Raw genomic sequence first — 26,802 nt, 5'->3', positions numbered from 1 at the left:
CCAGGCCGAGCGCCGGGAGGATGCAGACGGCGAGAACCGTGAGGCAGGTCAGGAGATAGGTTCCGAAGGTCACGCCGCGCCCCCTTCCATATCCTGCGGGCGGCCGAAGACGTTCAGCTCCACCCAATCGCTAAAGCGCTGGAGGAATGCGAGGTTGGCCCCTGTCGCCTGATCGATCATCCGTTCGCTCGGGCTGGCCGGCGGCCGCCAGTTGTCACCCGTCGCAGCGCGATAGGCGGCAAGCGTTGGTTCGTGGCGGAGCGCCCAATGAAGGTAGGACAGGAAATCGCCCTGCATAAAATGGCCGTCCCATGAGGTCTTGAGGCTCATGCCTGTTCTCCGGTGATGTTTGCCAGCGTCTCGAAATACTGCCGGGCGGATGCCTCCTCCGCCTTCGCCACAATCAGCGCATGCTCCGGCAAGAGCGATTCGATGTTTGCCCGAAGCAGTTCCCGCATGAGCCGCGCCGGCATCGCTTCGGCCTCGACGGTCTCCGCGACGTGCAGCGCGCGGCGGTCGCCTTCCTTCCTCGGCTTGGTCGGGAGGTCATATTGGGCGATCTGTTCAAGGGTGATGCCGAGCCGGATGAAATGAAGGCCGATATCCGGGCGCAGATGAGCGCGAAGCTCTCGTTCAAGCGCCTGATCGATCAGCACGCCGGCCGGGTCGAAATCCCCGACGTAGTAGATCACCACCGGCTTGCCGTCCGACCATTCGTTGATGGCCTGCGCAGCCTCGTAGGCGAGCGTAATGCTGGAGAAGCCGCCGGCTGGATACAGCGACACGGCAAGCTCCCGGCAATCCTGCTCGATCACGCCCGCGATGGATCGGCTCTCGCACCAGACCTCGCAATAGTAGGCCGACATCTGCCACAGGTCGGCACGGTATAGCGCCTTCATCCGGCGCAGAAAGTCATCGCTGCCCCGAAAGGTCTGGGTGTGATAGCCGCGCCGCGTGGCGTCCGTCACCCAGTTGAACGGCAGGCGGCCGGATCGGCGGAGCTTAACCATGCGATCCTGAACATGCCGATAGCCTCGGTCGGACTTCTCCACCGGCTCGGGGAGGCGCGGGTTTGTCATCCGGTAGAAGACATGCCGCACCGATTGCGGATGGTCTTCGCGCAGCACGTCGAGAATCTGGCCGTCCAGTTGCTCGACCTTGGCCGATGTACGGCGTTCGCGTTTTATCGTGCGCGCACCATAAACCGTCATAGCCGCGCCCCCTGCTGATAGATCACGATGGGCGCGGCCCGTGCCGGCAAATCCTTTCCGCCGCTGCCGACAATCTCCCGCCTGCTGGTGTATGCCCCGCCCATCTCCTTCGCTGCTTGTTCCAGCAGCATGAGGAGAAGCTTCGTATTGCCTTGCGCCTCGGCTTTGTCGGCCATGCGCTGGAGCATTCGCAGGCGCACGGCGCGATGGGTGATGCCGATCCGGCCCACTTCCGCGATGAAGGCGGCCCGAGTAGCGAAAAAGATTGCCCTCCATTTCGGGCACAGACGCTCACCAGCGGCTTTCGTGGGGTCGTAGGCTTCGATGGACTGCCGAGCGATAGAAACGCCGTGTGTGGCCCGCAGAGAGGCCGCCACGTCGCTTGGGGTGTCGAAACAAGCGAGACTTTGCACGATGAACTTCTTCGCGGCGCTTGAAATGGTTGGTTTTCTCATGGGCTGTTGCCTCGGGTGGGCTCTCGCGTGATGACCCCAGATAAATCGGGTCGGCCTTGCTTGACGGGCAAAAACTGGCCGTTCGGCGCAACTGCCTGCGCGGCAGCGGCTGCGACCACATAGAAGCCGTTCGAAAGGGCCGATTTCGTCAGGAAGGGATCAGGATAGGACGGGTGATCAAGCATGGCGCTCTCCATCCGCTGGCGGCGTACTGCGGGCGAGCGCGATTGCTTCGCATGCCTGGAGGGCATTGAGGCCGAACCTCTCTCGCAGGGTCGGCACGACATGGGCGGCCGGTGCCGGCTGATCTGCAAGCCAGCGCGCGGCGCGGCGAATGATTTCCGCTCTCGGGTCGGGAAGGGGCGAGGTCACGCGGCCACCTCCATCTCCTGCCAGCCTTCACCGTCGCCGCTTTCCAGCAGCGAAGGCGGGACGAGGGTTCCGGGCTCACCGGGGCGCGGCCCCCATGATGCGGTTGACCACTTTCCTTGCGCTCGACCATAGCGAAGGCGCTTCAGCCATTTCTCGTCATCGACGGCGGCCGGATGCTCGCCCGGTGCCGGGGCATATCCCTCGAAGCGCCGCTTGCTGATGAACCTGCAAGCATGGATCGTCTCAAGGTCGGGCTTGGTTTTGAGGTAGGCGACATAGCCGGGAATGGCACGGATGCACTGTTTCCGCTCTTCGTCGGTCAGCCTCTTCCATGCGTCGAAGGCTTCCTTTTTCGCCATGTTGGGGGTCTTCGGATAGGTGGCCCAGAAGGCATCGAATGCCTCGGGATAGCTCGTCTTGCCCTTTTTCCCGCCTGCATGGTCCGTGTCGTTCGCGACCGGACTATATACTTTCCCTTCCTTTCCTTTCCCTTCCTCTTTCCCGGCGTGCCCCACGCGTGGCTCACGCGTGCCCGACGCGTCAGATACCTCCACGATTTCAGCCGGTTCAGGCAATTCGCTGGCCTTTTCCCGATTGTTGACGACTTGGTGCCGATGCCACGACGGGATGGCCCCGAATTCACGCCCGCCCGACGCGTACTTCACGACAAAGCCACGCGTGGCCAACGCGTCGAGCACGCGTGAAAAATCCACGTCGTCGTAAGGAAGGATGTCCACTTTGAGCTGCCGCGGTCGCCATGCAAACCGGCCCTCACGGTCGCATTGCGTCCACAACCCGGCAAAGGCCAATCGCAGAGGCAGGCCGGTTTCCTGCTCCGCATCGAAGATGCCTTCATGCTTGAAGAATTCCGGCTTTATGGTGCGGATACGGGCCATTACATCCTCACTGCGTTTCTCACCGAGGAGCTGGCGACGTCTATGAACAAGTCGATTGTTCGGGTGGCACCCATGCGCTGCTTGGCGATGATGAATTCAAGCTTGGTCTGGCACTCGGCCAGTTTCGCAACCCGGTCGGCCTCGGCGTCTGGGTCTTTGCCCTTCGTCTTCCCGAGGTAGTAGGCTTCCCGGTAGAGGAAAATTACCACGTCGGCATCCTGCTCGATGGACCCCGATTCGCGCAGGTCGGAGAGCATGGGACGCTTGTCGTCGCGGCTCTCGACCTGCCGGGAGAGCTGCGAGAGCGCAAGGACGGCGATGCCGTGCTCTCGGGCGAGATTGCGCAGGCCGGCGGATATTTCGCTGATTTCGGCCGTCCGGTTGCCCTGGTATCGCGTGGATGCGGCGATGAGCTGGAGATAGTCGACCACAAGCACCCGGAGCGGCGTCCCGTTGCGCTCTGCACTCTCGGCCATCCGCTCAAACTTCGTGCGAATGTCCAACATGGACAGGCCCGATGCGTCTTCGATCAGGAGAGGGAGGGCGTCGAACCTGCGCTGCGCCAGGACGATGCGTTCGTAATCGGCTTCCGACACGCGGCCGGTGAGCAAGTCGCTATAGGCGATGGTGCCGTGGTCATCGAACGCGATATCGGTGAGGGCGCGCATGGCGAGGCTCCTCGCCCCCATCTCAAGGGAGATGACGCCGACGCCGGCACCGGCCCGCGCCGCCTGAATGCCGATCGATAGGGCGACGGCTGTTTTCCCCATGGAGGGGCGCGCGCCGAGTATGATCATCTCGCCCGGCTGCATCCCGCCCGTCGCGCGGTTCACGTCGGCCAAGCCCCATGTGGTGCCGGTGAGCCCGCTGCCGCGCTGCATCGCCTCTGCGACGGCGCTCAAGGCGTCCTCTGATGCCTCGGCTATGGTGTGAAGGGTCTTGCGGTGCCGGCCGCTGCGAAGCGTCGATGAAACATCGTCGAAGGCAGTCGCCGCGGTGCGGATAAGTTCGGTCGGGCTGGTGCCGGGATCGGCGGCAGCGATAAGCAGGCGCTCGGCCTCGCGTCCGATGGAGAACCGGCCCCATTGATGGAGGAGGGCCGGCACGCTGTCCTTGAGCCCCGCAACGCCGCGCACGGTGCCGCCGACGAGCCGGGAAAGGTATTCCGGCACCGAAATGCCAAGAGGCTTGCCGAAGGCCTCCATATCGCCCGTCGCGGCTAGGACGTTGCGCACAAGATCCATTCGCACCGATTTGTACTGCGCGGCGGCCTGCTGGATGCTGGCGAAGATATCGCCGTGAAATGGCTCAATGAAATGCCCCGGATCCAGCAAGCGCGGGACGAGCCGGGCATCACCCGAGAGGAGAAGAGCGCCAAGCACCTCCTGCTCTAGCTCGGGGATATAGCTCGCGTCGAGGGGTGTACTCATCGGCCGCTCTCCACCTCATGGAACGCGAGCGCGGAGGAGGTGCTTGCCTCGTAGTAGAGGGCACCGATGCCGAAAAACTGCTGATACATGGACTGGCGAAGCGCAGGATCATTGATGAACCGGACATTCAATTCGGACATCGCGGCGAGCACGTCGGGAGTGTTTCGGCAGACGGCACCGAGCATCGAGAAGGCCAGTTCGCCTTTCCAATTGCCGCTATTGCGGATGATGCTCACCGTCAGGCCAGCATCCTCGAGAAAGTCGATAAGCCTATCTATCTCGGGATCGGAGGTCGGGCCGGGGAAAGAGATGATATCGGCCATCACGCGGCCTCCCGTCCATCGGACTCGCGCAGAATTTCCACGTTGGAGCGGAGCACATAGCGGGCATGGGTGCCTGCGAACTGGCCGCCGTGGTTCTCGTTCACGGTCTCGATGAGGAAGCCGAAGCCGCGCAGCTTGAAGACATAGTGGCTCCAGCGCGGGCCGGGATGGTCAATCGGGGTACATCCCGCCTCGCCGGCTTTGACGAGGTTGCGCAGCGCCCAGGCATCGCGGCCGACGACGGTCATGGGCTTGCCGTCGGGAACGATGCGGGCTGTAATGGTGAGTTTCTTCGTCATGCTGCACCTCCGAGACCGGAAAGGCGGCCGATGACGAGGGCGTGCCAGTAGGACACGCGAAACCTACGCATGACGGATCGAGCCGCCAGCAATTCCGATTGAGTTTTTGGGGCGGATTCAGTAGGGTTCCAGATATCGAGCGGTTTGGCGATTGCTGCGATTTCAGGAACCCGGTTAGCGCTTGCCCGCGCTGCCGGGTTTTCCATTGGAGCTGTCATGGGAAGGCCTCACGCGGCCATCTGCGCGTTGGCGGCGCGTTCGGAAAGCCATTTAGCAATGGCGCTTTCCGGCCAGGCGACGAGGCGCTTTCCGAGGTTCACAGGGCGCGGGAACTTGCCTGCGCTCATCATGTCGTAAATCGTGCTGCGGCTCATGCCTGTCGCATCGATTACAGCGGGAAGTCTCAGATGTTTTTCTAACATGTCGGTTCCTGTCGGAAGTCATTGGAAGACCCGAGCAGGAATGACGCCGGAACGGCGGCATGGACAGACGAGCAAAAAGGGCAAAACCCGGACGTGGGATTTTGCCCTTTTTGCGGTGATTGTTGCGGAGGGTTTTGCGGTTTTGCGGTGAGGTTTTGCGGCGTCAGCCGGATTTCAACGCACGCTGGATAGTGTCCTCAGAAACGGACTCGCCCAGGCGCTCCGAAACCTTCCGTGCAACATCCTTCCACCCATCGCCCGTAACGCGATGGCCCTGCGGATAGATTGCGTCATATGCCGCCACTGCCGAATCCGCTTTTTGCGGCCGCCCTACCCGTGGCGCGATTGAGGCCCCCTGATCGGACGGCGCACTCAATACCGCTTCGATTGCCCCTTCCTTGAAGAATATCTGTCCGTTCGGTTTATTGTCTCGATAGGATTGGTTGACGCCGAACGGCCAGTATCGCCCGCTCGCCAGCGTTCCGTCGGCATCGTCGCTGAGCCAAAAGCTACTCGATATGCTTGTGAGCCCGCCGCCAAAGGGTGACGGATAAAAGGCTGCGAGTTTTTCTGCGTAAAGCATTGAGCGGAGACGATGCAGCACTTCAAAAATCTGCTTTTCCTCTTCCGCAGTCAAAACCTCGGCTTGGGGCTTGTATGCCGAAAACAGCGGTGCGGCTCGTGGGGGCGATTTCAATCCATCCTTTACGACCGCTGCAAAAGGATCCGAATCGCGGTGAGTATCGGTCGATGGCGGTTGCGATTTGGGTTCAGTGTCGCGTTGTGTCGTCTCCTCATCAGTCTGAGGAAAGAGATGGTTCGCCACAACCTCGATAACTTGGAACGAGGTGACGTAGCCCGGCGGCACGAATTGTCTGCTCATCCGATCCTCACCACGTTATCCCTGCGGGCTTCCGCCACGAACGCCGCCCAAGCATCCATCATCTTGCGCCTCTTCTGGAATACGTCCGACCGGGCGTAGGCGCGCTCGACCGCATCGCCGGAAAGGTGCGCAAGCGCGGCCTCTGCCACCTCTCGGGGGAAGTTGGTGCGTTCCTGCGCCCATGTGCGGAACGAGGTGCGGAAGCCATGCACATCGACCGGGAAGCCTTGTTCCTTCACCAGTTTGCTGAGCGTCATATCGCTGAGCGGCCGGCCTTCCTTGGTGCCGGGGAAGACAAGGCCGCTGCCGTCGTCCAGCTTCTTCGCCTCCTCAAGGATTTCGAGCGCTCGCTTGCAGAGCGGCACGCGGTGAAGCTTCTTCATCTTCATCCGCTCCTCGGGGATCGTCCAAACCTTGGCCGCGGTATCGAATTCATCCCATCGCGCGCCGCGCACTTCACCCGATCGGCAGGCGGTCAGAACCACCATTTCGAGGGCGAGCTTGGTCGAGAGGCTTGCGCCGCTCGATGCGATAGCGGCAATGCATGCGTTCACATCCTCATAGGGCAGGGCCTTGCGCTGCCCTGCGCCCTTTTCCTGCCGAGGCAGGGCGAGCGCGCCGGTAAGGGCTGGATTATCCCCCCGCATGCCTTCCGCAATAGCCCACTTGAAGACGGCCGAGATGCGGAAGGTCAGCTTGCGCGCGACTTCCGGTGCCGTCTTCCTCGCACTGAGGATGGCTTGGCGAATGTCGGCGCTCGTCACCTCGGAGATAAGCACCTTGCCGAAGCGACCGAAGACATGCTTCTCCAAGGTGGAGAGGAAGGCCGCCTGGTCCTTCGGGTTCTTCCACGTTGGTGAAAGCTCAGCATGGGCGCGCTTTGCCGCCTCCTCAAAGGTGAGGATGGCCTTCGCCTGCCGCTTGTCCGCGATAGGATCTCCGCCAGCCCGAGCGGCCTTGCGGTTCTCTATGGCAACCGCGCGTGCCTCTGCCAGAGTGATGAGTGAGGCCGGCCCTAAGCCTATCTCCCTGCGCTTGCCGCGAATAACGATCCGCTGCACCCAATACCGGCCGCCGCCATCATCAACGCGGAGATAGAGGCCATGCCCGTCGAAGTATTTTCCCGGCTTTGAAGCGTTCTTGACGAGCTGCGCCGTCAGGGCCTTCTCGGGGCGGCGATTAAGCGTGCTCATCTTCCCCCGTCCATTCCCCCAATGCGTTTCGGAACGCTTGGAACGTTACCGGAACACCTCGGACAATGAAAGGGGGAGCTTTGTTGATTTCTCAGGACTTAGGGAGAATTCGCCGGAATTCCTCGGAAAACCGAATGGCGAACTTCGGGTGCGCCATTTCTTCCTCGCTTCATGAATGCCGGTTCCGTCTTCGACGGGGCGCCTTGCCGTGGCCGATCTGCCACGCGGGACGGCCTCTCGCTGGTCGCGTTCTTCCTAGTCCGCATCGCCTCTCTTCAAAACCGCCCGCCGCTCGGCTAAGCAGGTGCGAACGGTGCGTGCACGGCGCCGGCGAAAACAGGAAAGCGGAAGGAAGCGGGACATGACGAGCCGCGTTATGCCGCGCGTATTGCGTCGCGTGATCTTCGCCGGGTTGCTGGTGCTGGCGGGCTGCGCCGGCCGGCCGGAAGGCGTGCTGGTGCCGAGCGGCGAGACGCCGCCGGGCGTTTCCAAGGTCGACCTGCTGGTCGCGACCACCCGCGCGCCGTCGAGCCAGCCGGGCGTCCTCTTCTCCGGCGAGCGCGGCTCCCAGCTGGAACTGCGCGACATCGCCATCTCCATACCGCCGGACGCCAACCGCAAGATCGGCCAGGTGCAATGGCCGAAGAAGCTGCCGGCCGATCCGATGAAGGATTTCTCGACCGTCAGCGTGAAGCCCGTCGAAAGCGCGAAAGCCGCCCGCGCCTGGCTCGACCATAACCTGCCGAAGAGCCGGCGCGTACTCGTCTTCGTGCACGGCTTCAACAACCGCTACGAGGATGCCGTCTACCGCTTTGCGCAGATCGTGCACGATTCGAAGACGGATGCCGCCCCGGTGATCTTCACCTGGCCCTCGCGCGCCAGCATCTTCGATTATTCCTACGACAAGGAAAGCACCAACTATTCGCGCGACGCGCTGGAGGAGCTGCTGCGGGCGGCGGTCGATACGCCCGAGGTCGGCGAGATCACCATCATGGCGCATTCCATGGGCACGTGGCTTGCCGTCGAGACGTTGCGCCAGATGGCGATCCGCGACGGGCGCGTGCCGAAGAAGATTCAGCAGGTCATCCTCGCCTCGCCCGACCTCGACGTCGACGTCTTCGGCCAGCAGCTTCGCGCCATCGGGCCGGACAGGCCCCAGTTCACGCTCTTCGTCTCGCGCGACGACCGGGCGCTGACGCTCTCGCGCCGCATCTCCGGCAATGTCGACCGCCTCGGCCAGATCAACCCCGCCGCCGAGCCCTACCGTTCCATGCTGGAAAAGCAGGGCATCACGGTGATCGACCTCACGGCGCTGAAATCCGGCGACCGGCTCAATCATGGCAAGTTTGCCGAGAGCCCCGAGGTGGTTCGCCTCATCGGCAATCGCCTGATCGATGGCCAGTCCGTCACGGATTCGCAGGTCGGTCTCGGCGAGCGGCTCGGCGCCGTGGCGCTCGGCACGGCCCAGACGGTCGGCAGCGCGGCGAGCATCGTTGTTTCGACCCCCATCGCCGTCTTCGATCCGGTGACGCGCAGGAACTACGACGACCAATGGCGCCGCCTCGGCAATTCCGTCGAGGATACGACGGTGACCGCCGTCGGGCAGTGAAAAGGCGACCCCGCCGGGACCGCCTCCATCTTTAGCGGGATGCTTTAGCGCACCCAGATCACCTGGCGCGAGCCGCGGTCCACCAGGACCGGCCGCTGGTCGACATAGATATAGCCGTAGTTCGGGTTTTCCGGCACGTCGACGATCTGCACCGTATCGGGTACCACCATGCCGGCCTCGACTGGCCCTTCCAGGATGACGGGATCGACCGGGTGCCGCTCGACATAGGTGATCGTCGTCTCGGGAATGTCGGGCGAGATGCTGCCGGTGGCCTGGACGTCCGGCGCATAGATCACCTGGCGGCTATCGGTGCGCACGATGACCGGGCGGTTGTCGACATAGACATAGGCAAGGTCGGGATGCTCGGGGATCGGCGCCAGCGTCACGCTGTCGTCGAAGCGCGTGTCGGCCGTCACCGGACCTTCGAGGATGACGGGCGGCGTCGGATTTTCCATGACATAGACCCGGGCGTCGTCCGGAACGGCGGCATCCGCGCCGATGGCGAAGCCGGCCACGCCGCCGACGACGGCGCCGATCGGGCCGCCGACCACGGCGCCCGCCGCAGCCCCCGCGGCCCCGCCGGCAGCACCGCCGAGAACCTCCTTGTCGCGGTCGTCCGCATGGGCGGCGGTGGCGCCGAGAAGTGCCAGGGCGGCACCGGCCATGAGAATCTTGCGCATGTTCTTCTCCTTCGAAAATCGGGTTTCCCACCCCTTCGGCGGAGACAACGTCGCTTGGCCGGACCGGTTCCTGCGGAAGGCGGCCGGGGCATCACGATGTGTAACGCGCGTTAATCGGCGGCCTCAGGCGATTTCCGGGTCGCGCCGCGCGATTTCATAGTCCTCGTTGTGCACCTGCAGGCCCTCCTCGGTCACCACGACGATGCCGTAGGCGCCGGGCTCGTCGACCGAGAGCGAGGCGTTCGGCATGTCGAAGGGCATCGGCTGCTGGTGCACCGGGCTCTTGAAGATCGAGAAGGGAATGCCGCGATGCGAGCCGCCGATCGTGCGGTGGACATGGCCGGCGAAGATGTGCCGGACATTGCCGTGGCGGAGCACCAGCTCGTAGAAGGCATCCTCGTTGCCGAGGCGGATGGCATCCATGCCGGTAAAGCCTGTCTTGTGCGGCGGGTGATGCATGAAGAGGAGAACGGGACGCCCGTCCGCGCCGGAAAGCGCCCGGTCGAGCCAGGCGAGGCGCCTTTCGCACAGATAGCCGGCATGGCTCATCGGATAGTCGTAGGGCGGTGCGAAGAGCGTGTCGAGCAGCACCACCCGGCAGTCGGAAAAATCGATGGACTGCTGCACGAAGCCGTTCTCGTCCGGCCGGACATGGGTGAAGGTCTCGAGGAAGCGGTCGCGATAGTCGTGGTTGCCGATGGTGATGGCGACGGGCGGCACGACCCGCGCGAGAAGGCCGTGCAGGCGCTCGTAGGACAGCGTGTCGGCCCGGTGCGTGAGATCGCCGGTGATGATCACGCGGTCGGCGTCGGGATGGTAGCGGTTGACATGCTCGATGCCGGCCAAGAGCCGCTGGTAGGGATCGAGGCCGATGATGGTCGCGCCCTCGGGCACCATGTGCAGGTCGGTGAAGACGATGAGCTTGGTCATGAAGAGTTCCTGGCGGGACGGTCGTGGTCCCATCTTCGTAGCGCGCGAACCTGTCGCATGAAAAGCTGTTGGAACGCGAGGCGATCTGATATATCAGAGGGAAAGCAGCCGGGCGGCCGGCGAGAACGGAGCATATCGACATGAGATGGAAGCGCACGATCCAGTTGCTGGACGTTCATTGCGAGGGCGAGATCGGCAAGGTGGCGATCGGCGGCGTGCCGAAGATCCCCGGTAACTCGATCGCCGAGCAGCTCAACTATATCAACACGGTCGACGATAGCCTGCGCCGCTTCCTGTGCCTCGAGCCGCGCGCGGCCGCGACCGGCTCGGTCAACCTTCTGGTGCCGGCCAAGCGCCCGGAGGCCGACGCCGGCTTCATCATCCTGCAGGCCGACCAGGCGCATGCCTCCTCGGGCTCCAACTCGATCTGCGTCACCACGGCGCTGCTCGAATCGGGCATCGTCGAGATGAAGGAACCGGAAACCGTCGTCGTGCTCGACACGGCCGCCGGCCTCGTCAAGGCGACGGCGACCTGCCGCGACGGGCGCTGCGAGAAGGTGAAGCTCACCATGGTGCCGTCCTTCGTCCAGGAACTGGACGTCGAGATCGACACGCCGCACTGGGGCCGCGTGCGCTTCGACATTTCCTATGGCGGCATCTTCTATGCGCTGGTGGATGTCGACCAGATCGGCACGAAGATCGAGAAGGCCAATGCCCGCGCGCTCGTCGATACCGGCATGGCGCTGAAGGATCTCATCAACAAGTCGATGAAGATCGTGCATCCGGAAATCCCCGAGATCAACGGCGTCGCCTATGTCATGTTCCGCGACCGGGACCCGGACGGCCTCGTGCGCACCGCCACGACCATGTGGCCGGGCCGCGTCGACCGCTCGCCCTGCGGCACCGGCAATTCCGCCAACCTCGCCACGCTCCATGCCCGCGGCCTTGCCAAGGTGGGCGACACGTTCCGCTCGCGCTCGATCATCGGTTCGGAGTTCGAAGTCGGATTGCAGGCCGAGACCGAGGTCGCCGGCCGCAAGGCCATCATCCCCACCATCACCGGCCGCGGCTGGACCTTCGGCCTGCACCAGATCGCGCTCGATCCGACCGATCCGCTGGCGGAAGGTTTCGCCATGACGGATACCTGGGGCCCGCAGGCCGGCGAGATCCGCTAAGGCCTCTGGCCCCGCCCTGTTTCCCCGGGAACAGAGGCGGCGGCAGCGAAAGCGCATAAGAGTGTCCGGGAGGGCGGCGTGCGATTGACGCGCCGGCCTCCGTGAGGTCCAATCCGTTTCCGGCCCGTCCGCGAAAGGCACCCCGATGCGAACGCTCAACGCCCTGAGCCCCATTCTTGTCAGCCGAAGGCTCTTCATCGCCGGCGGCGCGCTGGCGCTGACGGGCATCGGCATCCGTGCCACGCAGGCCAATGCGATCATCGGCAAGGCCGTCGAGATCACCGGCAATGTCAGCCGCCGTCAGGCGAACCGTCTGGAGGGCCTGAAGGCCGGCGCGAGCCTGATGGACCGCGACTTCGTCTCGACGGGCAAGGAGAGCTTCGCGGAACTCGCCCTCGGCGAGGATACCAGCCTCCTGCTCGGCAGTGAGACGGAACTCCTGATCGACACCTTCATCGCCGGCCAGGGCGGCACCATCGAGCTCGGCACCGGGCAGATGGTCTTCGACCGGCCGGAAGGCCTCGCCAAGATCGACCTCACCATGCGCACCGCCTTCGGCATGATCGGCGTGCGCGGCACGAAATTCTTCGCCGGCCCCAATCGCGGCGTCTTCGCCGTCTTCGTCGAGCACGGCCGCGTCGAGGTGACGGGCGGCGGCGTGATGAAGGCGGTCGGCCGCGGCGAGGGCGTCGAAATCCGGGCGCCGGGCGAGGCACCCGGCGCGGTCACGCAATGGGGCAAGGCCCGCATCCGCGAGGCCTATGCGAGTGTCGGCATCCGTTAATCCAGCGTGAAAAGCGCCATCGTGCCGAAGCCGCGGATCTCGTGGCTGCCGATGGCGCGCAGCGTGCGGCCGGTCTCGCCGGCCGCGCGCGGGCCGACGCAGATCTGCGTGCCGAGGAACTTGTTGGCATCCTGCAGCCGCGCGGCGAGGTTCACCGCATCGCCATGGGCTGTATAGTCGAGCTTGCCGCCGGTCCCCACTTCCCCCAGCACCGCCATGCCCGTCTCGACGCCGATGCGCGTGCGGCCGAAATCCTTGTCGAGGAAGGCGGGGCGGCGGCGCATCTCCTCCGTCAGGGTGCGGATCTCGTCGGCGCAGGCGAGCGCCTTGTCGACATGCCGGTCGAGATCGTCCGGCGCGTTGAAGAGCGCATGCACCGCATCGCCCACCACCTTGTCCACCATGCCGCCATGGCGCGCGACGAGGGCGTTCACCTCGGAGAAGTAGATGTCGAGCAGCCTGACGAGGTCGTGCGGCCCGATCTTCTGGGCGAGCGCGGAAAAGCCCTCGATATCGGTGAAGAGCGCCGTCACCTGCCGTTCCTCGCCCGCCACGCGCCCGAGGTCGGGATTGTCGATATAGCGCGAGACGACGGATTGCGGCAGGTATTGCGCAAAGCGCAGGCGGGCCGTCGCCTCGGCGCGGCGCACATGGGCATATTGCAGGAGGCCGGTGACGAGCGCCGCCGTCGCCACGATCAGCGAGATGCCAACCGCATCCGAAAGCAGCGCCGTGCGCGCATAGAGCAGCACGGAAGCGCCGAAGACGAGGCCGATGAGGCCGATGCCGGCCACCGCCGCGCCGACCGGCCGCAGCCGCGCCGCCGCGAGCGCCGCCGCCGCCCCGGCAAGGAAGGCAAAGCCGGCTTCCAGCGGCAGGAGGCCGAGGTCCCGCGTCGGGATGCGGTCGGTGAGGATGGCGTTCGCCACGTCCGCATGGATCTGCACGGAGGGTTCGAGGGTCATGGAGGCGCTGGTGCGAAGTCCGCCGAGATTGGGCAGGCTGCTGCCGATCAGCACCACCTTGCCGGCGATCCGCTCGGCCGGCACGCGCCCGGCAACCACGTCGCCGGCTGAGAAGGTGCGCGCGGCGATAGCTGCGGGGCCGCTCGCCACGAAGCGCAGGCTGCCGTCCTCGTCGAGCCGCAGGATGCGCGAATCCTGCCGCAGCCAGGCGGGATTGCCGCCGAGGACGGGCGTATGCGCGCCCGCCGCAAGCCGGGCGGCCTCCACGCCGAGCGCCGGATAGGCCGCATTGCCGACGATGGCATAGGCCTGCACGCGGCGCACCACGGCATCCTCATCGCCGACGAGGAAGGCGGCGGCCGCCGCCGTGGACCTGTCCTGCAGGAAGACGCAGGAGCTCTCCGTCCCCTCGATGAACCAGAGGTCCGGCACGCCGACCGGCCGCTGCAGGGCGAGCTTGGGAACGGGATGCGGCGCGCCGTCCGGCGTCTCGCCGATGAGGAAGCCGAGCACGGTCGGCACCCGGCCGATGGCGCCGGCAAGGGCGGCATTGGCCGGCTCTTCCGCCGCGCAATCCGTGCTGAAGATGAAATCGAAGGCGACGGCCGCCGGCCTTGCCGCCGCGAGCCGGTCGACCAAAGCGGCCGTTTCGGCCCGCGTCCAGTCCTTGTTCGGCGCGCCCTGGAAGGCCTTGCGGTCGATGTCGACGACGAGGATCCGGTCGCTCTGCGCCGTCGGCATCGCCTGCGTGAGTGCATCGAAATAGGATTCGCGCTGGCGCTCCAGCGCCGTCTCGCCGAGGGCGAAGAGGGCGAGCGCGCCGGCAAGGCTGGCGGCGACGCCGGCGGCAAGGGGCCTGTATTTCTTGGCGATCATCTGGCCGGTGGCCTATGCATCATCCGGCTCGGCGATGCCGTAGAGCCGGCCGACATGGCAATGGATGATGCCGTCGCTGCGGCGGATGGCGCCGGCCTCTTCCAGCATCAGGATGGAGCGGTTGATCTTCGGCCGGCTGGCGCCGAGGATGCCGGCGATCTCCGTCTGGCTCAGCGAAAGCTGGAGATTGGCGCTGTCCGGCAGTTCCTCGCCGTGGATGGTGCGCAGCGTCGCCAGGAAGAAGCGGGCGACGCGGGCGTCGAGATCGTAGAGCGCGATGGTCTCGAGCTGCTCCGTCGTCTCGCGCAGCTTGGTGCAGAGATAGTGGATGATGGCCTGCGCGGCGGCCGGATGGCGCGCGATGAGGTCGAGGAAGTCGCGCTTGGAGATCACATAGCCTTCCGTGGCGACGGCCGCCGTGGCATCGGCCGAGCGCGGCTGGCCGTCGAGGATCGCCAATTCGCCGAGCACCGCGCCGGGCTCCAACTGGCGCAGCGACAGTTCCTTGCCCTGCGGCGTGATCAGCGAGAGCTTGATGCGGCCGGAAACGAGCGCGATGAGATAGGTGCCCTCGTCGCCGCGCTGGAAGATGACGGTGCCGGCCGGCCATTTGCGGTAGGTTGCGATGGCCGCGACCTCGCCGATCGTTTCCTTGCCGAACCCCTCGAAAATCGGAAAGGAACGCCAGAACGCAGCACTCCTGTTGATCTCGTTCATAACCGCTTTCCCCCGGCCGCTGACGGAGCGGGCGCCTCGTGGGGAAATCTTCGCCCAGCCGCCTGGCGCTTGCAACAGAAAAGAGCGACGCCCTGCGGTTGGTGGCGGGCGGCGCGCTACTGGCAGATGCGCACCCGCTTGGTGACGATCCGGCCATAGGCATCGGCCGTGCGGATGCGCTTGGTGATGCAGTTCTGCTGGTAGTGGCCGTAATAGCCCTCGCCGGGATTGCCGGCCTTCCCCGGATCGGTGAGGGCGAAGGTGGCGGCGGCAAGGACGAGGGCGGAAAGCAAGGGGCGCATGGCGTCTCCGAGAGGGAGGGGGCAGGTGGGGTGCCTCCTTCTCGCATGAAGCGCGGTGCGCTTCTGTTCCGCCGGGAACAGGAGATCGTTCACAAAAAGAGAACGATCTGTCTCCCAGGTGCCCGACTAGTTTGACGCGGGAAAGCTGGTATCTCTCTCGCCAACGCAAACACCGAAGCCTCAGGAGCTTTCCATGCCGCAGAACGCCGTCGTCCTCGTCGGACGCATCCTCCTCGCCCTCATGTTCATCACGTCGGGCTATCCCAAGCTGATCGATCCGTCGGGCACCGCCGGCATGATCGCCGGGGCGGGCCTCCCGGCCGCCACCGCGCTCGCCTACATCGCCGGCCTCTTCGAGCTGGTCGCCGGCCTCTTCATCCTCGTTGGCTTCCAGACGAAGATCACCGCCTACCTTCTCGCCGTCTTCTGCGTCTTCACCGCCCTCGTCTTCCACAGCGGCACGATCAACGTTCCGGATTTTCCGGAAGGCGCAAACGGCCTGCTGACCGTCTTCAACGGCCTGATGATGTGGAAGAACATCACGATCGCCGGCGGCTTCCTCGTGCTTGCCGCCTTCGGCCCGGGCTCCATCTCGCTCGACGCTCGCCGCGCCGCGGCCTGAACGACAGCCATATTCTGATCCTCCAGAACCCTTCCCGGCCCGCCGGGGAGGGTTTTTCCGTCCTGGGGGCCGTGCATCCGCTGGAAAGCCGCCGCTCTTGCTGCTATGCGCAGGCAAAGACAGTCATGCGGGAGATGCCGATGTTTTCCAATTCCTTTCCGGACCGAGACGTGATGGCGGAGCTGATGGCCCGCATGCTGTGGGAGATCAAGGCGGTGCACTTCCGCCCGCAAGAGCCCTACAAGCTCGCCTCCGGCATGGCCTCGCCAGTCTACATGGACTGCCGCAAGCTGCTCTCCTATCCGCGCATCCGCTCGGCCATCATGGATTTCGCCGCTGCGACCGTCACCCGCAATGCCGGCTTCGAGCGCTTCGACGTGATTGCCGGCGGCGAGACGGCGGGCATTCCCTTCGCCGCGCTTCTGGCCGACCGCCTCGGCCTGCCGATGATCTACGTGCGCAAGAAGCCGAAGGGCCATGGCCGCAACGCCCAGATCGAGGGCGTGATGGCGGAGGGCGCGCGCGTCCTCGTCATCGAGGACCTCGTGACGGTCGGCGGCTCCATGTTCACCTTCATCGACGCCATCCGCGCGGCCGGCGGCGTGGTCGAGCACGGCATGTCGCTCTTCTACTACGGCATCTTCAGGGAAGCCGAGGCACGCTATGCCAATGGCGGCGTCAAGCTGCACCACATCGCCACCTGGCGCGACGTGCTCGCCGTCGCCCGCAAGGAAAAGCTCTTCGACGACGCGACGCTCGCCTCCGTCGAGGCCTTCTTCGATGCGCCGCTCGCCTGGTCGGCCAGGCATGGCGGCGTCGCGGAACTGCCGACCGCGTAAAAATCGCTGGCGCTTTCGGTGGCGATCGTTTAAATCGATTGAAATTCCGATTGGAGGATACCGGATGATCCTGTGTTGTGGTGAAGCGCTGATCGACATGCTGCCGCGGACGACGACGCTCGGCGAGGATGCCTATGCGCCCTACGCGGGCGGCGCGATCTTCAACACTGCGATCGCGCTCGGCCGCCTCGGCGTTCCGGCCGGCTTCTTCACCGGCCTTTCCGACGACATGATGGGCGATATCCTGCGCCGGACGCTGGGCGAGAGCGGCGTCGACTACAGCTATTGCGCCACGCTGTCGCGCCCGACCACCGTCGCCTTCGTCAAGCTGGTCGACGGCCACGCGACCTATGCCTTCTACGACGAGAACACCGCCGGCCGCATGATCACCGAGGCCGAACTCCCGGTTCTCGGCGAGGATTGCGAGGCGCTGCATTTCGGCGCCATCAGCCTCATTCCCGAGCCCTGCGGCTCTACCTACGAGGCGCTGCTGGCGCGCGAGCACGAAAAGCGCGTCATCTCGCTCGACCCGAACATCCGCCCCGGCTTCATCAAGGACAAGGACGCCCATATGGGGCGCATCCGCCGCATGGCGGCCATGTCCGACATCGTGAAGTTCTCCGACGAGGACCTCGCCTGGTTCGGCCTCGAAGGCGACGAGGATGCGCTCGCCCGCCACTGGCTGCACCACGGCGCGAAGCTCGTCGTCGTGACGCGCGGCGCGGAAGGCGCGGTCGGCTATACGGCGGACTACAAGGTCACGGTGCCGAGCGAGCGCGTGACGGTGGTCGACACGGTCGGCGCCGGCGACACTTTCGATGCGGGCGTGCTCGCCTCGCTGAAGATGCAGAACCTGCTCACCAAGCAACAGGTGGCAAGGCTCTCCGAAGACCAGATTGCAAAGGCGCTGGCGCTCGGCGCCAAGGCCGCCGCCGTCACCGTCTCCAGAGCCGGTGCCAACCCGCCCTGGGCAAAGGAAATCGGCCTTGCCTGAGAGGGCAAAGCCTCTACAGCCTTCCCGCGAACAAAAAGGCCGGATCATCTGACGATGATCCGGCCTTCGATCTATCGGCCCGGCAATGCCAGGCCCCGCTTCGCATCCGCGCGATCAGCGCATCCGGCGGCGCTCGGCCGAGGGCTGGTAGGCGAGGCGCTGGTGGTAGGTGCAGTAGGGCGAATTGTCCGGGGACTCGTTGCCGCAGAAGTGGAAGTCGTCGTTCAGCGGGTCGCCGATCGGCCACTTGCAGGTGCGCTCGGTGAGCTGCGTCAGTTCCAGGCGGCGCGACATCGGCACGACGACGCCGTTGTTGCCGTTGGCCGGAACCGGAAGCTGTGCGCTCTGCATGTCGAAATCGGCGTCGAGCTCTTCCTTGGTCAGCGCGTTGCCGGCGGGACGGGCGGCCGGGCGGGCAGCGACGGGGCGGGCGGCGAAGTTCGACGGACGCGGGGTCGCCGCTGCCGGACGCTTCGGGCGCGAGGCGGTCTGCGTTCCGCCGGCCTTGGCGCGGCCCGGCAGGTTCAGCCGGTGCACCTTGCCGATGACGGCGTTGCGGCTCACGCCGCCGAGCTGGGCTGCGATCTGGCTCGCGCTCAGGCCTTCGCTCCAGAGCTTCTTGAGTTTCTCGACGCGCTCGTCTGTCCAGTTCATCTCTCGTCTCCGTTCGGCGCACGCAATGCGCGAATCCGTCATCGCGCCCCGGACGGGTCCGGGACCTGAACGCCTTGACTCTTTTGGTGACTAGTTCCGCCGCATGCAGTCTAGTAATTGGTCTTTAACCTAGAGACCGGGCGACTCCGTGACAAGAGTCGCGGGAATCGGCGCGAATCGATTTCTAAGTTTTCCCCAACTTGCTGGTCGGGTGTGACTCGATAGCGACACCTTCCGCGCGTGCCGTGAATCCTCACCTTGCGGCAGGTTCAGCGGCATTTCGGCCCCGCGATTTTGTTGACAGGCCGGGGGGAAATGCCGATAGTGCGGCATGCCGCCGAAAGGCGGCTTTTGATTTTTCTGGTGACCGGAAAAGTCAAGACTGAGACCCGTTTTTCCGCATCTCTTTTCGGAGGATCCGCCCCATGGCCGATGCCGCGCCGCTCTATGAAACCTATATGCGTGCACCGCTCCGGTTTGCGCGCGGGGAGGGCGTGTGGCTCGTCACCGAGGATGGCGAGCGATATCTCGATTTCGCCGCCGGCGTCGCCGTCAATTCGCTGGGCCACGCCCATCCGCATCTCGTCGCCGCGCTGAAGGATCAGGCCGACAAGGTCTGGCACCTGTCGAACCTCTACGAGATCCCGGGTCAGGAAAGCCTCGGCCGCCGGCTGACGGAGGTGACCTTCGCCGACAAGGTGTTCTTCACCAATTCGGGCGCCGAGGCGCTGGAATGCGCCATCAAGACGGCGCGGCGCTACCACTTCGCCAAGGGCCATCCCGGCAAGTACCATATCCTCACCTTCGAGGGCGCCTTCCACGGCCGCACCATCGCCACCATCGCGGCCGGCGGGCAGGAGAAATATATCGAGGGCTTCGGCCCCAAGGCCCCGGGCTTCCTGAAGCTGCCCTTCGGCGACATCGCGGCCGTCAGGGATGCGATCACCGAGGAGACGGCGGCGATCCTCATCGAGCCCGTGCAGGGCGAGGGGGGCCTTCGCCCCGTGCCGAAGGAATTCATGCAGGAGCTGCGCCGGCTCTGCGACGAATACGGCCTGCTGCTCATCCTCGACGAGGTGCAGACGGGCGTCGGCCGCACCGGCCGCCTCTTCGCCCATGAGAGCGCGGGCGTCGCGCCCGACATCATGGCCATCGCCAAGGGCATCGGCGGTGGTTTCCCGCTCGGCGCCTGCCTTGCCACGAACGAGGCTGCCGCCGGCATGGTCGCCGGCACGCATGGCTCGACCTATGGCGGCAACCCGCTCGCCATGGCGGTCGGCAATGCGGTGCTCGACGTCGTCCTCGAGGACGGCTTCCTCCAGCATGTGCGCGACGTCGCGCTGGTCTTCCGCCAGGGGCTCGCGGCGCTGAAGGACCGCTTCCCCGAGGTCATCGAGGATATCCGCGGCGAGGGCCTGATGCTCGGCATCAAGGCGAAGGTTCCGGTCGCCGACCTGCTCAAGGCCGTGCGGGCGGAAAACCTGCTCGCCGTGCCGGCCGGCGACAACGTGCTGCGCCTGCTGCCGCCGCTGGTCGTCACGGCGGACGAGGCGCGCGAGGGGCTCGCCCGCATCGAGCGGGCGGCAGAAAAGCTGACGGCGGCCGTGAAGGCCGCTTAAGGGACTGGGACAGACAGGACACATCATGGCCAAGCATTTTCTCGATCTTTCCGCCGTTTCGGAAAGCGATCTCCGCGTCATCATGGACGACGCGCACAGCCGCAAGGCCGCCAGCAAGGCCGGCACGGAGGCAAAGCCGCTCGCCGGCAAGATGCTGGCGATGATCTTCGAGAAGCCCTCCACCCGAACCCGCGTCTCCTTCGACGTCGGCATGCGCCAGCTCGGCGGCGAGACGCTGTTCCTGTCGGGCACGGAAATGCAGCTCGGTCGCGCCGAGACCATCGGCGACACGGCCAAGGTCCTGTCGCGCTATGTCGACGCCATCATGATCCGCACGACCGATCATGCGCGCCTGCTGGAGCTTGCCGAGCACGCCACCGTGCCAGTCATCAACGCCCTGACGGACCTCACCCATCCCTGCCAGATCATGGCCGACATCATGACCTTCGAGGAGCATCGAGGCCCGGCCAAGGGCAAGACCTTCTCCTGGATGGGCGACGGCAACAACGTGCTGCACTCCTTCGTCGAGGGCTCCGCCCGCTTCGGCTACACGATGAAGATGGCCGTGCCGATGGGCTCCGAGCCGGATGACAAGATCCTCAACTGGGCGCGCGACAATGGCGGCAATATCCTACTCGGCCATGACCCGGAAGCCATCGCCGATGGCTCCGATCTCATCGTCACCGATTGCTGGGTCTCGATGAACCAGGAGCATCGCGCCCGCGGCCACAACATCTTCCAGCCCTACCAGGTCAACAAGCAGCTCATGGCGCGCGCCGACAAGGATGCGCTCTTCATGCACTGCCTGCCCGCCCATCGCGGCGAGGAAGTGACCGACGAGGTGATCGACGGCCCGCAGTCCGTGGTCTTCGACGAGGCGGAGAACCGCCTGCATGCGCAGAAGTCGATCCTTGCCTGGTGCTTCGGCGCCGTCTGACGCGGCCTTGAAATATGTGAGGGCACGCACGATCTAGGTGCCGACACCCGGCGCCGGAAGGCGTCGTCTCTGGCGCTTGCCCGCCCGGTATGGAATGATCGGGCGGCAGGAGCGCGAAATCACGATAGACGCTGTCGGACGTGGCGGGGCGCAAGGCCCGCGGCGCGGCGGCGTGCAAGGAGCAGAACGATGATGGCTGAAAACGCCCTGAAACTCGGTGAGCCCGGCTTTGCCGGCGACGATCATGTCCTGCCGTTCCAGGTGGAAGGCCTCGATGTGCGCGGCAGGGCCGTGCAGCTCGGCCCGATGCTCGACGGCATTCTCGGGCGGCACGATTACCCCGCGCCCGTCGCCCGCCTTCTGGCCGAGGCGATCACGCTCACCGTGCTGCTCGGCACCTCGCTGAAATTCGAAGGCAAGCTGATCGTCCAGACCAAGGGCGACGGCCCCGTCGACCTGCTCGTCGCCGACTTCTCCGCGCCGGAGAACGTGCGCGCCTATGCCCGCTTCGACGAGGCCGCGCTGGAGGCCGCCGTCGCCGAAGGCCGAACGGAGCCGCACGAGCTGCTCGGCAAGGGCATCCTCGCCTTCACCATCGATCAGGGCGCGCATACTCAGCGCTACCAGGGCATCGTTCCGCTCGACGGCCACACGCTGGAAGAGATCGCCGGCGTCTATTTCCGCCAGTCGGAACAGATTCCGACCAAGGTGCGCCTCGGCGTCGCGGAGCTCTACGACCGCGACGAGGCCGGCAAGGCCCGCCATCGCTGGCGCGCGGGCGGCATGGTCGCGCAGTTCCTGCCGTCCTCGCCGGAGCGCATGCGCCAGGCCGATCTTCCCGGCGGCGACGGCGACGAGGCCGGCGACAGGATCGACGACGACGACAACTGGGCGGAAGCCAAGACCATGGTCGAGACGATCGACGCCGACGAGCTGACCGATCCCAATGTCGGCACCGAGCGGCTGCTCTACCGCCTCTTCCACGAGCGCGGCGTGCGCGTCTACCAGCCGCAGCAGGTCTTCGACCGCTGCTCCTGCTCGCGCGAGAAGCTGAAAGGGGTCCTTGCCGGCCTCAGCGCCGAGGAGATCGCCCATACGGCGGACGACAAGGGCGAGATCGCGGTGACCTGCGAGTTCTGCTCGACGACCTATCGCTTCGAGGCGGCGGAAGTCCTGCCGCAGTAGGGAAGACCCCTCCCTAAATCCCTCCCCGCAAGGGGGAGGGACTTAACCTGCCGCACCCTTTGCATTCCATTTTGAACGATGAGCAAGCCGCCTGCCTTCTCCCCCCCCTTGTGGGGGAGAAGGCAGGCAGAGGGGGCCTTTAATTCAGCGTGCGCACCTGCCCCGGCGTATCCAGCGAGAATGCCGGGATGGCGACGTCGAAAGCCTCGCCCGTCTCAGCCTCCATGCGATATCGCCCGAACATGATGCCCGACGGCGTCTCCAGCGGGCAGCCGGAGGAATACTCGTAGGTATCGCCCGGCCGCAGCACCGGCTGCTCGCCGATGACGCCCGGCCCGTTGACCTCGTCCACCTGTCCGTTCTGGTCGGTGATGTGCCAGTAGCGCGTCATCAGCCGCACCGCGACGTCGGAATGGTTGGAGATGACGACGCGGTATCCCCAGACATAGCGGCTGTCGTCGGGATCGGACTGATCGGCCAGATAATATGGCTCTACGGTCACTTCGATGTCGCGGGTCAGCGCACGATACATGGGAATGCCTTGGAATTTATTAGGTTCAGCTATTCTACAGGAATGTGGCTTCGTCAAGAACATGCGAGGGGGGCGCGGAGCGCCTCGATGCGTTCGAAGCGTGGGGAACTGAACCCTCTCCGTGACGGAGGAGAGGGGAGCCACACCCACCACGGTCATCTCAGGGCTCGCCCCGGGAATCCACGCCCCATGCACGCCATGTCTTTTGGCATGGATGGTCGGTTCAGGTCCGACCATGGCGGAGGAGAGGCTGTCGCTTCCCCCGGCATGAAGAAGGCGCCGCGCGCATGCCGGTGCCTCCTGTCGTTCTGATGTGCGTGTGGGTTTTTACGCCCCGACCCTGGAAAGCGCCCGCGCGAAATCCTCCAGCAGGTCCTCGCTGTCCTCGATGCCGGCGGAGAAGCGCACGGTGCCGGGCGAGATGCCGAGTTCGGCGCGGGCCTCGTCCGTCAGGTTCTTGTGCGTCGTCGTGGCGGGATGGGTGATGAGGCTCTTGGCGTCGCCGAGATTGTTGGAGATCTTCACCACCTCCAGTGCATCCTGCAGCGCGAAGGCCGCGTCCTTGCCGCCCTTCAGCTCGAAGCAGACGAGCGTCGAGCCGCCCGACATCTGCCGGGCGATGATGTCCGCCTGCGGATGGTCCTTGCGGCCGGGGTAGATCACGCGGGCGACTTGGCTCTGGTCGGCGAGGAAATCGGCGAGGCGGCTCGCATTCTCCGTCTGCTGCCTGACGCGCAGCGGCAGCGTCTCGATGCCTTTCAGCAGCGTCCAGGCATTGAACGGCGACATGGCGGGGCCGGTGTGGCGGAAATAATCCTGCAGGTGCTCGGCGATCCACTCCTTGTCGGAGAGCACGACGCCGCCAAGGCACCGGCCCTGCCCGTCGATATGCTTGGTGGCCGAATAGACGACGATATGCGCGCCGAGTTCCAGCGGCTTCTGGAAGAGCGGGGTCGCGAAGACATTGTCGACCACGACCTTCGCGCCGATCTGGTTGGCGAGCTTCGCCACGCCGGCAATGTCGACCACTTCCAGCGTCGGGTTGGTCGGGCTTTCGAGGAAGAACACCTTGGTATTCTTCCGGATCGCCTTTTCCCAGTTGGCAAGGTCGCGGCCGTCGACCAGCGTGCATTCGATGCCGTATTTCGGCGCCAGCGTCTCGACCACCCAGCGGCAGGAGCCGAAGAGCGCGCGGGCCGCGACGATATGGTCGCCGGCTTTCAGCTGGCAGAGGATGGCGGCGGTGACGGCGGCCATGCCGGAGGCGGTGGCACGGGCGTCTTCCGCGCCTTCCAAGAGGCACATGCGCTTTTCGAACATGTCGTTGGTGGGGCTCGCATAGCGGGCGTAGATGAAGCCGTCCGTCTCTCCCTTGAAGCGGGCTTCGGCCGCCGCCGAGGTGTCGTAGACGAAGCCTTGCGTCAGGAAGATCGCTTCCGCGGTTTCGCCATGCTGGGAGCGGGTGGTTCCGCCGTGAACGAGTTGGGTGGCCGGGCGCCAGGACTTGCTCATGTGATCGTCGCCTTCAAACAAAAAAACCGGCCGCGAAAGCAGGCCGGTTTGAATACCCGGCCTTTTTAGCTACTTGTTTTACGTGGCTGCAAGCCGGCCGGCCAAATCACCACGGGATAATCTGCTAATACTGCGGCCCCGCGCTTGCGTCAATTGCCGGCATTTGGTTTTGTGCGAGCCCTCTGAGAGGGACGGTACGACCATGGCTTCTGCGACGCGCAGCACGGGCATTCTGGCGGACAACGCCATTCGCGGCTTGTTCGAAAGCGGCAGGCTGAAGAGCGAGGCGGCGCTGGACGACGACCAGATCCAGCCGGCAAGCCTCGACCTTCGCCTCGGCGCGAAGGCCTTTCGCGTGCGCGCCAGCTTCCTGCCGGGCCCCTCCCATCTCGTCGCCGACAAGCTCGACCGGCTGCAACTGCACGTCATCGACCTTTCCGAGGGCGCGGTGCTGGAAACCGGCTGCGTCTACATCGTCCCGCTGATGGAAAGCCTCGACCTGCCGGCGGACCTCGCCGCCTCAGCGAACCCCAAGAGCTCCACCGGACGCCTCGATATCTTCACCCGTGTCATCACCGACCGCGCGCAGGAATTCGACAAGATCCCCGCCGGCTATTCCGGCCCGCTCTATCTGGAAATCTCGCCGCGCACCTTCCCCATCGTCGTGCGCCGCGGCTCGCGCCTGTCGCAGATCCGCTTCCGCAGCGGCAATGCCCTGCTCGGCGAAAGCGAGCTGCTGGCGCTGCATGCCTCGGACACGCTCGTCGCCAGCGAGACGCCGAACGTTTCCGGCGGCGGCATCGCGCTTTCCATCGACCTCAAGGGCACCGGCCCGGACGGCCTCATCGGCTATCGCGGCAAGCACCACACCTCGGTCGTCGATGTCGACCGCAAGAACCAGCACGATATCTTCGATTTCTGGGAGCCGCTGTTCAGCCGCGGCCGCAACGAGCTGATCCTCGATCCGGACGAGTTCTACATCCTCGTCTCGCGCGAGGCCGTGCATGTCCCGCCGCTCTACGCCGCCGAGATGACGCCCTTCGACCCGCTCGTCGGCGAGTTCCGCGTGCACTATGCCGGCTTCTTCGATCCCGGCTTCGGCCACGCCCCCGCCGGCGGCTCCGGCAGCCGCGCGGTGCTGGAGGTGCGCAGCCACGAGGTGCCCTTCATCCTGGAGCATGGCCAGATCGTCGGCCGCCTCGTCTACGAGCATATGCTGGAGGCGCCGGCAGGGCTCTACGGCTCCGGCCTCGGCTCCAACTACCAGGCGCAGGGCCTCAAGCTCTCCAAGCATTTCCGCGCCGGTTGAGGCCGGTCTTTTCGCCCTTTACAATAAAGTTAAACGTTTTTATCGTGCGATAGACGTTTAATGGCCTTCGCGCGAGGCGAGGGAAGACGAGCCAGGCGGGACGCGATGCCAAGACCTACGATCAAGACCATCGCGCAGGAGACGGGCCTTTCGATCGCCACCGTGTCGAAGGCGCTGAACGACAGCCCGCAGGTGCGGCCGGAAACGCGCGCCATCGTGGTGGCCGTCGCAAAGCGCGTCGGCTACCAGCTCAACATGCATGGCGTGCAGCTTCGCACCGGCAGGACCTACCAGGTCGCCGCCATCATGACCGCGCCCGGCCCCAAGCAGAACGAATGGGAGGGCGTCGAATACGCCCAGCTTCTCAGCGGCATCTCCTGGGCGCTGGAGGATAGCCCCTACCGCGTCTCGCTCTATGCCGTGCGCAATTTCGAGGAGAGCCTCGCCACCATCCGCCAGATCGTCTCCTTGAAGAAGGCCGACGGCATCATCGTCTCCGGCACCCGCGCGGACGATCCGCGCGTGCGCATCATGCAGGAGGCGGACTTCCCCTTCGTCACCTACGGCATCACGCTGCACAATGCCCCGCACGCCTTCGTCGACGCCGACAACGCGCGGATGATCCGCCACTCCGTCGCCCGCCTCGCCGAACGCGGCCACCGCCGCATCGCCCTCGTCAACCCCATGGCCGAACTCAGCTACGCCATCACCCGCCTTGCCGCCTACCGCGAGGCTCTCAAAGCCGCCGGGCTCCCCTTCGACCCCGCCCTCGTCGCCCACGGCCACCTGACGCCCGCCTTCGGCCGCGAGAACGTCCTTGCCATGTCCGCCCTGCCGAACTCGCCGACCGCCTATATCTGCGCCAACGAAGCCTCGGCCCTCGGCGCCTTCTCCGGCTTCCACGAGCGCGGCCTCGTCCACGGCCGCGACGCCGTGATCAACGCGACCGACGACCTCAATGTCAGCCAATACTTCGCCCCGCCGATCACCACCTACTACCTGCCGATCCACGAGCCGAGCGAACTGCTCGGCCGATACATCCTGCGCCGCATGGAAGGCGAGCCCCCCGAGGCGCTA

General features: G+C 65.3%; 30 protein-coding genes and 1 riboswitch. Of the genes, 11 read left to right on the top strand and 19 right to left on the bottom strand.

What is annotated here, in order from left to right:
• Window positions 1-69: 69 nt before the first annotated feature.
• From ACZ1A1_RS23480 to ACZ1A1_RS23430, 11 genes are all read right to left on the bottom strand, one after another.
• Complete coding sequence (locus tag ACZ1A1_RS23480) at window positions 70-330, bottom strand: hypothetical protein (RefSeq protein ID WP_463621810.1); 261 nt, start codon at window positions 328-330, stop codon at window positions 70-72.
• Window positions 327-1,211 carry a hypothetical protein gene (locus ACZ1A1_RS23475; RefSeq protein ID WP_463621809.1) on the bottom strand — a complete coding sequence of 295 codons (885 nt, stop codon included), beginning with the start codon at window positions 1,209-1,211 and terminating at the stop codon, window positions 327-329. The genes ACZ1A1_RS23480 and ACZ1A1_RS23475 overlap by 4 nt, the downstream gene beginning before the upstream one ends.
• A complete protein-coding gene (locus ACZ1A1_RS23470; protein ID WP_463621808.1) occupies window positions 1,208-1,666 on the bottom strand; it encodes a DUF2280 domain-containing protein in 459 nt (152 codons plus the stop codon). The genes ACZ1A1_RS23475 and ACZ1A1_RS23470 overlap by 4 nt, the downstream gene beginning before the upstream one ends.
• Window positions 1,663-1,851, bottom strand: coding sequence for a hypothetical protein (locus ACZ1A1_RS23465; protein ID WP_463621807.1), 189 nt, complete (start codon window positions 1,849-1,851; stop codon window positions 1,663-1,665). Before ACZ1A1_RS23465 ends, ACZ1A1_RS23470 begins: the two co-directional genes overlap by 4 nt.
• A gap of 183 nt (window positions 1,852-2,034) precedes the next feature.
• Window positions 2,035-2,934 carry a hypothetical protein gene (locus ACZ1A1_RS23460; RefSeq protein WP_463621806.1) on the bottom strand — a complete coding sequence of 300 codons (900 nt, stop codon included), beginning with the start codon at window positions 2,932-2,934 and terminating at the stop codon, window positions 2,035-2,037.
• Window positions 2,934-4,364 (bottom strand): replicative DNA helicase, encoded by a 1,431-nt coding sequence (locus ACZ1A1_RS23455; protein ID WP_463621805.1) that lies wholly within the window; start codon window positions 4,362-4,364, stop codon window positions 2,934-2,936. Before ACZ1A1_RS23455 ends, ACZ1A1_RS23460 begins: the two co-directional genes overlap by 1 nt.
• Complete coding sequence (locus ACZ1A1_RS23450; RefSeq protein WP_463621804.1) at window positions 4,361-4,687, bottom strand: hypothetical protein; 327 nt, start codon at window positions 4,685-4,687, stop codon at window positions 4,361-4,363. Before ACZ1A1_RS23450 ends, ACZ1A1_RS23455 begins: the two co-directional genes overlap by 4 nt.
• Window positions 4,687-4,986 carry a winged helix domain-containing protein gene (locus ACZ1A1_RS23445; RefSeq protein ID WP_463621803.1) on the bottom strand — a complete coding sequence of 100 codons (300 nt, stop codon included), beginning with the start codon at window positions 4,984-4,986 and terminating at the stop codon, window positions 4,687-4,689. Before ACZ1A1_RS23445 ends, ACZ1A1_RS23450 begins: the two co-directional genes overlap by 1 nt.
• Before the next feature lie 227 nt (window positions 4,987-5,213).
• Window positions 5,214-5,408, bottom strand: a complete 195-nt coding sequence (locus ACZ1A1_RS23440) for a helix-turn-helix transcriptional regulator (protein WP_313526358.1) — start codon at window positions 5,406-5,408, stop codon at window positions 5,214-5,216.
• Window positions 5,409-5,571: 163 nt separating this feature from the next.
• The gene (locus ACZ1A1_RS23435; RefSeq protein ID WP_463621802.1) at window positions 5,572-6,291 is read right to left on the bottom strand and encodes a hypothetical protein; all 720 of its coding nucleotides are present in this window, start codon (window positions 6,289-6,291) and stop codon (window positions 5,572-5,574) included.
• Window positions 6,288-7,484, bottom strand: a complete 1,197-nt coding sequence (locus ACZ1A1_RS23430) for a tyrosine-type recombinase/integrase (RefSeq protein WP_463621801.1) — start codon at window positions 7,482-7,484, stop codon at window positions 6,288-6,290. The genes ACZ1A1_RS23435 and ACZ1A1_RS23430 overlap by 4 nt, the downstream gene beginning before the upstream one ends.
• A 361-nt stretch (window positions 7,485-7,845) precedes the next feature.
• Between ACZ1A1_RS23430 and ACZ1A1_RS23425 the strand changes: the two genes are divergently transcribed.
• Complete coding sequence (locus tag ACZ1A1_RS23425) at window positions 7,846-9,093, top strand: alpha/beta hydrolase (protein WP_463621800.1); 1,248 nt, start codon at window positions 7,846-7,848, stop codon at window positions 9,091-9,093.
• A gap of 44 nt (window positions 9,094-9,137) precedes the next feature.
• Here ACZ1A1_RS23425 and ACZ1A1_RS23420 read toward each other — a convergent pair whose 3' ends face one another.
• Together ACZ1A1_RS23420 and spdA are read right to left on the bottom strand one after the other, a co-directional pair.
• Entirely contained in the window at window positions 9,138-9,773 is a 636-nt protein-coding gene (locus ACZ1A1_RS23420; protein ID WP_313194664.1) for a DUF1236 domain-containing protein, read from the bottom strand.
• Window positions 9,774-9,896: 123 nt separating this feature from the next.
• Window positions 9,897-10,703 carry a 2', 3'cyclic nucleotide phosphodiesterase SpdA gene (spdA, locus tag ACZ1A1_RS23415; RefSeq protein WP_463621799.1) on the bottom strand — a complete coding sequence of 269 codons (807 nt, stop codon included), beginning with the start codon at window positions 10,701-10,703 and terminating at the stop codon, window positions 9,897-9,899.
• A gap of 140 nt (window positions 10,704-10,843) precedes the next feature.
• Between spdA and ACZ1A1_RS23410 the strand changes: the two genes are divergently transcribed.
• Together ACZ1A1_RS23410 and ACZ1A1_RS23405 are read left to right on the top strand one after the other, a co-directional pair.
• Entirely contained in the window at window positions 10,844-11,878 is a 1,035-nt protein-coding gene (locus ACZ1A1_RS23410; RefSeq protein WP_463621798.1) for a proline racemase family protein, read from the top strand.
• A 145-nt stretch (window positions 11,879-12,023) separates the two neighbouring features.
• The gene (locus tag ACZ1A1_RS23405) at window positions 12,024-12,662 is read left to right on the top strand and encodes a FecR family protein (protein WP_463621797.1); all 639 of its coding nucleotides are present in this window, start codon (window positions 12,024-12,026) and stop codon (window positions 12,660-12,662) included.
• On the opposite strand, the gene ACZ1A1_RS23400 is transcribed toward ACZ1A1_RS23405, so the two are convergent.
• The 3 genes from ACZ1A1_RS23400 to ACZ1A1_RS23390 all read right to left on the bottom strand — a co-directional run bounded on the left by ACZ1A1_RS23400 (window position 12,659) and on the right by ACZ1A1_RS23390 (window position 15,522).
• Entirely contained in the window at window positions 12,659-14,500 is a 1,842-nt protein-coding gene (locus ACZ1A1_RS23400; protein WP_463621858.1) for a CHASE2 domain-containing protein, read from the bottom strand. The genes ACZ1A1_RS23405 and ACZ1A1_RS23400 overlap by 4 nt on opposite strands.
• Before the next feature lie 15 nt (window positions 14,501-14,515).
• The gene (locus tag ACZ1A1_RS23395; RefSeq protein ID WP_463621796.1) at window positions 14,516-15,220 is read right to left on the bottom strand and encodes a Crp/Fnr family transcriptional regulator; all 705 of its coding nucleotides are present in this window, start codon (window positions 15,218-15,220) and stop codon (window positions 14,516-14,518) included.
• Between the two features lie 116 nt (window positions 15,221-15,336).
• Window positions 15,337-15,522, bottom strand: a complete 186-nt coding sequence (locus tag ACZ1A1_RS23390; RefSeq protein ID WP_463621795.1) for a hypothetical protein — start codon at window positions 15,520-15,522, stop codon at window positions 15,337-15,339.
• Between the two features lie 145 nt (window positions 15,523-15,667).
• Here ACZ1A1_RS23390 and ACZ1A1_RS23385 point away from each other — a divergent pair, with 145 nt between their 5' ends.
• The 3 genes from ACZ1A1_RS23385 to ACZ1A1_RS23375 all read left to right on the top strand — a co-directional run bounded on the left by ACZ1A1_RS23385 (window position 15,668) and on the right by ACZ1A1_RS23375 (window position 17,977).
• Window positions 15,668-16,144 (top strand): DoxX family protein, encoded by a 477-nt coding sequence (locus tag ACZ1A1_RS23385; RefSeq protein WP_463621857.1) that lies wholly within the window; start codon window positions 15,668-15,670, stop codon window positions 16,142-16,144.
• 140 nt (window positions 16,145-16,284) lie between these two features.
• Entirely contained in the window at window positions 16,285-16,983 is a 699-nt protein-coding gene (locus tag ACZ1A1_RS23380; RefSeq protein WP_463621794.1) for an orotate phosphoribosyltransferase, read from the top strand.
• Between the two features lie 64 nt (window positions 16,984-17,047).
• On the top strand, window positions 17,048-17,977 hold the full coding sequence (locus tag ACZ1A1_RS23375; protein WP_463621793.1) for a carbohydrate kinase family protein: 930 nt from the start codon (window positions 17,048-17,050) through the stop codon (window positions 17,975-17,977).
• 114 nt (window positions 17,978-18,091) lie between these two features.
• On the opposite strand, the gene ACZ1A1_RS23370 is transcribed toward ACZ1A1_RS23375, so the two are convergent.
• Window positions 18,092-18,631 carry a GcrA family cell cycle regulator gene (locus ACZ1A1_RS23370; RefSeq protein WP_313194655.1) on the bottom strand — a complete coding sequence of 180 codons (540 nt, stop codon included), beginning with the start codon at window positions 18,629-18,631 and terminating at the stop codon, window positions 18,092-18,094.
• A 425-nt stretch (window positions 18,632-19,056) separates the two neighbouring features.
• Here ACZ1A1_RS23370 and ACZ1A1_RS23365 point away from each other — a divergent pair, with 425 nt between their 5' ends.
• The 3 genes from ACZ1A1_RS23365 (at window position 19,057) to ACZ1A1_RS23355 (ending at window position 22,372) form a co-directional block, all read left to right on the top strand.
• The gene (locus tag ACZ1A1_RS23365; protein WP_463621792.1) at window positions 19,057-20,250 is read left to right on the top strand and encodes an acetylornithine transaminase; all 1,194 of its coding nucleotides are present in this window, start codon (window positions 19,057-19,059) and stop codon (window positions 20,248-20,250) included.
• 25 nt (window positions 20,251-20,275) lie between these two features.
• On the top strand, window positions 20,276-21,187 hold the full coding sequence (gene argF / locus ACZ1A1_RS23360) for an ornithine carbamoyltransferase (protein WP_463621791.1): 912 nt from the start codon (window positions 20,276-20,278) through the stop codon (window positions 21,185-21,187).
• A gap of 192 nt (window positions 21,188-21,379) precedes the next feature.
• Window positions 21,380-22,372 carry an Hsp33 family molecular chaperone gene (locus tag ACZ1A1_RS23355; RefSeq protein ID WP_463621856.1) on the top strand — a complete coding sequence of 331 codons (993 nt, stop codon included), beginning with the start codon at window positions 21,380-21,382 and terminating at the stop codon, window positions 22,370-22,372.
• 139 nt (window positions 22,373-22,511) lie between these two features.
• On the opposite strand, the gene apaG is transcribed toward ACZ1A1_RS23355, so the two are convergent.
• Entirely contained in the window at window positions 22,512-22,904 is a 393-nt protein-coding gene (gene apaG / locus ACZ1A1_RS23350; RefSeq protein WP_160788108.1) for a Co2+/Mg2+ efflux protein ApaG, read from the bottom strand.
• 327 nt (window positions 22,905-23,231) lie between these two features.
• Window positions 23,232-24,416, bottom strand: coding sequence for an O-succinylhomoserine sulfhydrylase (locus tag ACZ1A1_RS23345; RefSeq protein ID WP_415215205.1), 1,185 nt, complete (start codon window positions 24,414-24,416; stop codon window positions 23,232-23,234).
• Window positions 24,417-24,460: 44 nt separating this feature from the next.
• Window positions 24,461-24,539: riboswitch (SAM riboswitch) on the bottom strand.
• 79 nt (window positions 24,540-24,618) lie between these two features.
• Here ACZ1A1_RS23345 and ACZ1A1_RS23340 point away from each other — a divergent pair.
• Both ACZ1A1_RS23340 and ACZ1A1_RS23335 read left to right on the top strand, forming a co-directional pair.
• Window positions 24,619-25,725, top strand: coding sequence for a 2'-deoxycytidine 5'-triphosphate deaminase (locus ACZ1A1_RS23340; RefSeq protein ID WP_463621790.1), 1,107 nt, complete (start codon window positions 24,619-24,621; stop codon window positions 25,723-25,725).
• A gap of 105 nt (window positions 25,726-25,830) precedes the next feature.
• On the top strand, window positions 25,831-26,802 hold a 972-nt coding region (locus ACZ1A1_RS23335), incomplete at its 3' end, for a LacI family DNA-binding transcriptional regulator (protein WP_463621789.1).

Source organism: Shinella sp. R2-11 (assembly GCF_055330205.1).
This window is presented reverse-complemented; position numbering and strand designations above follow the sequence as displayed.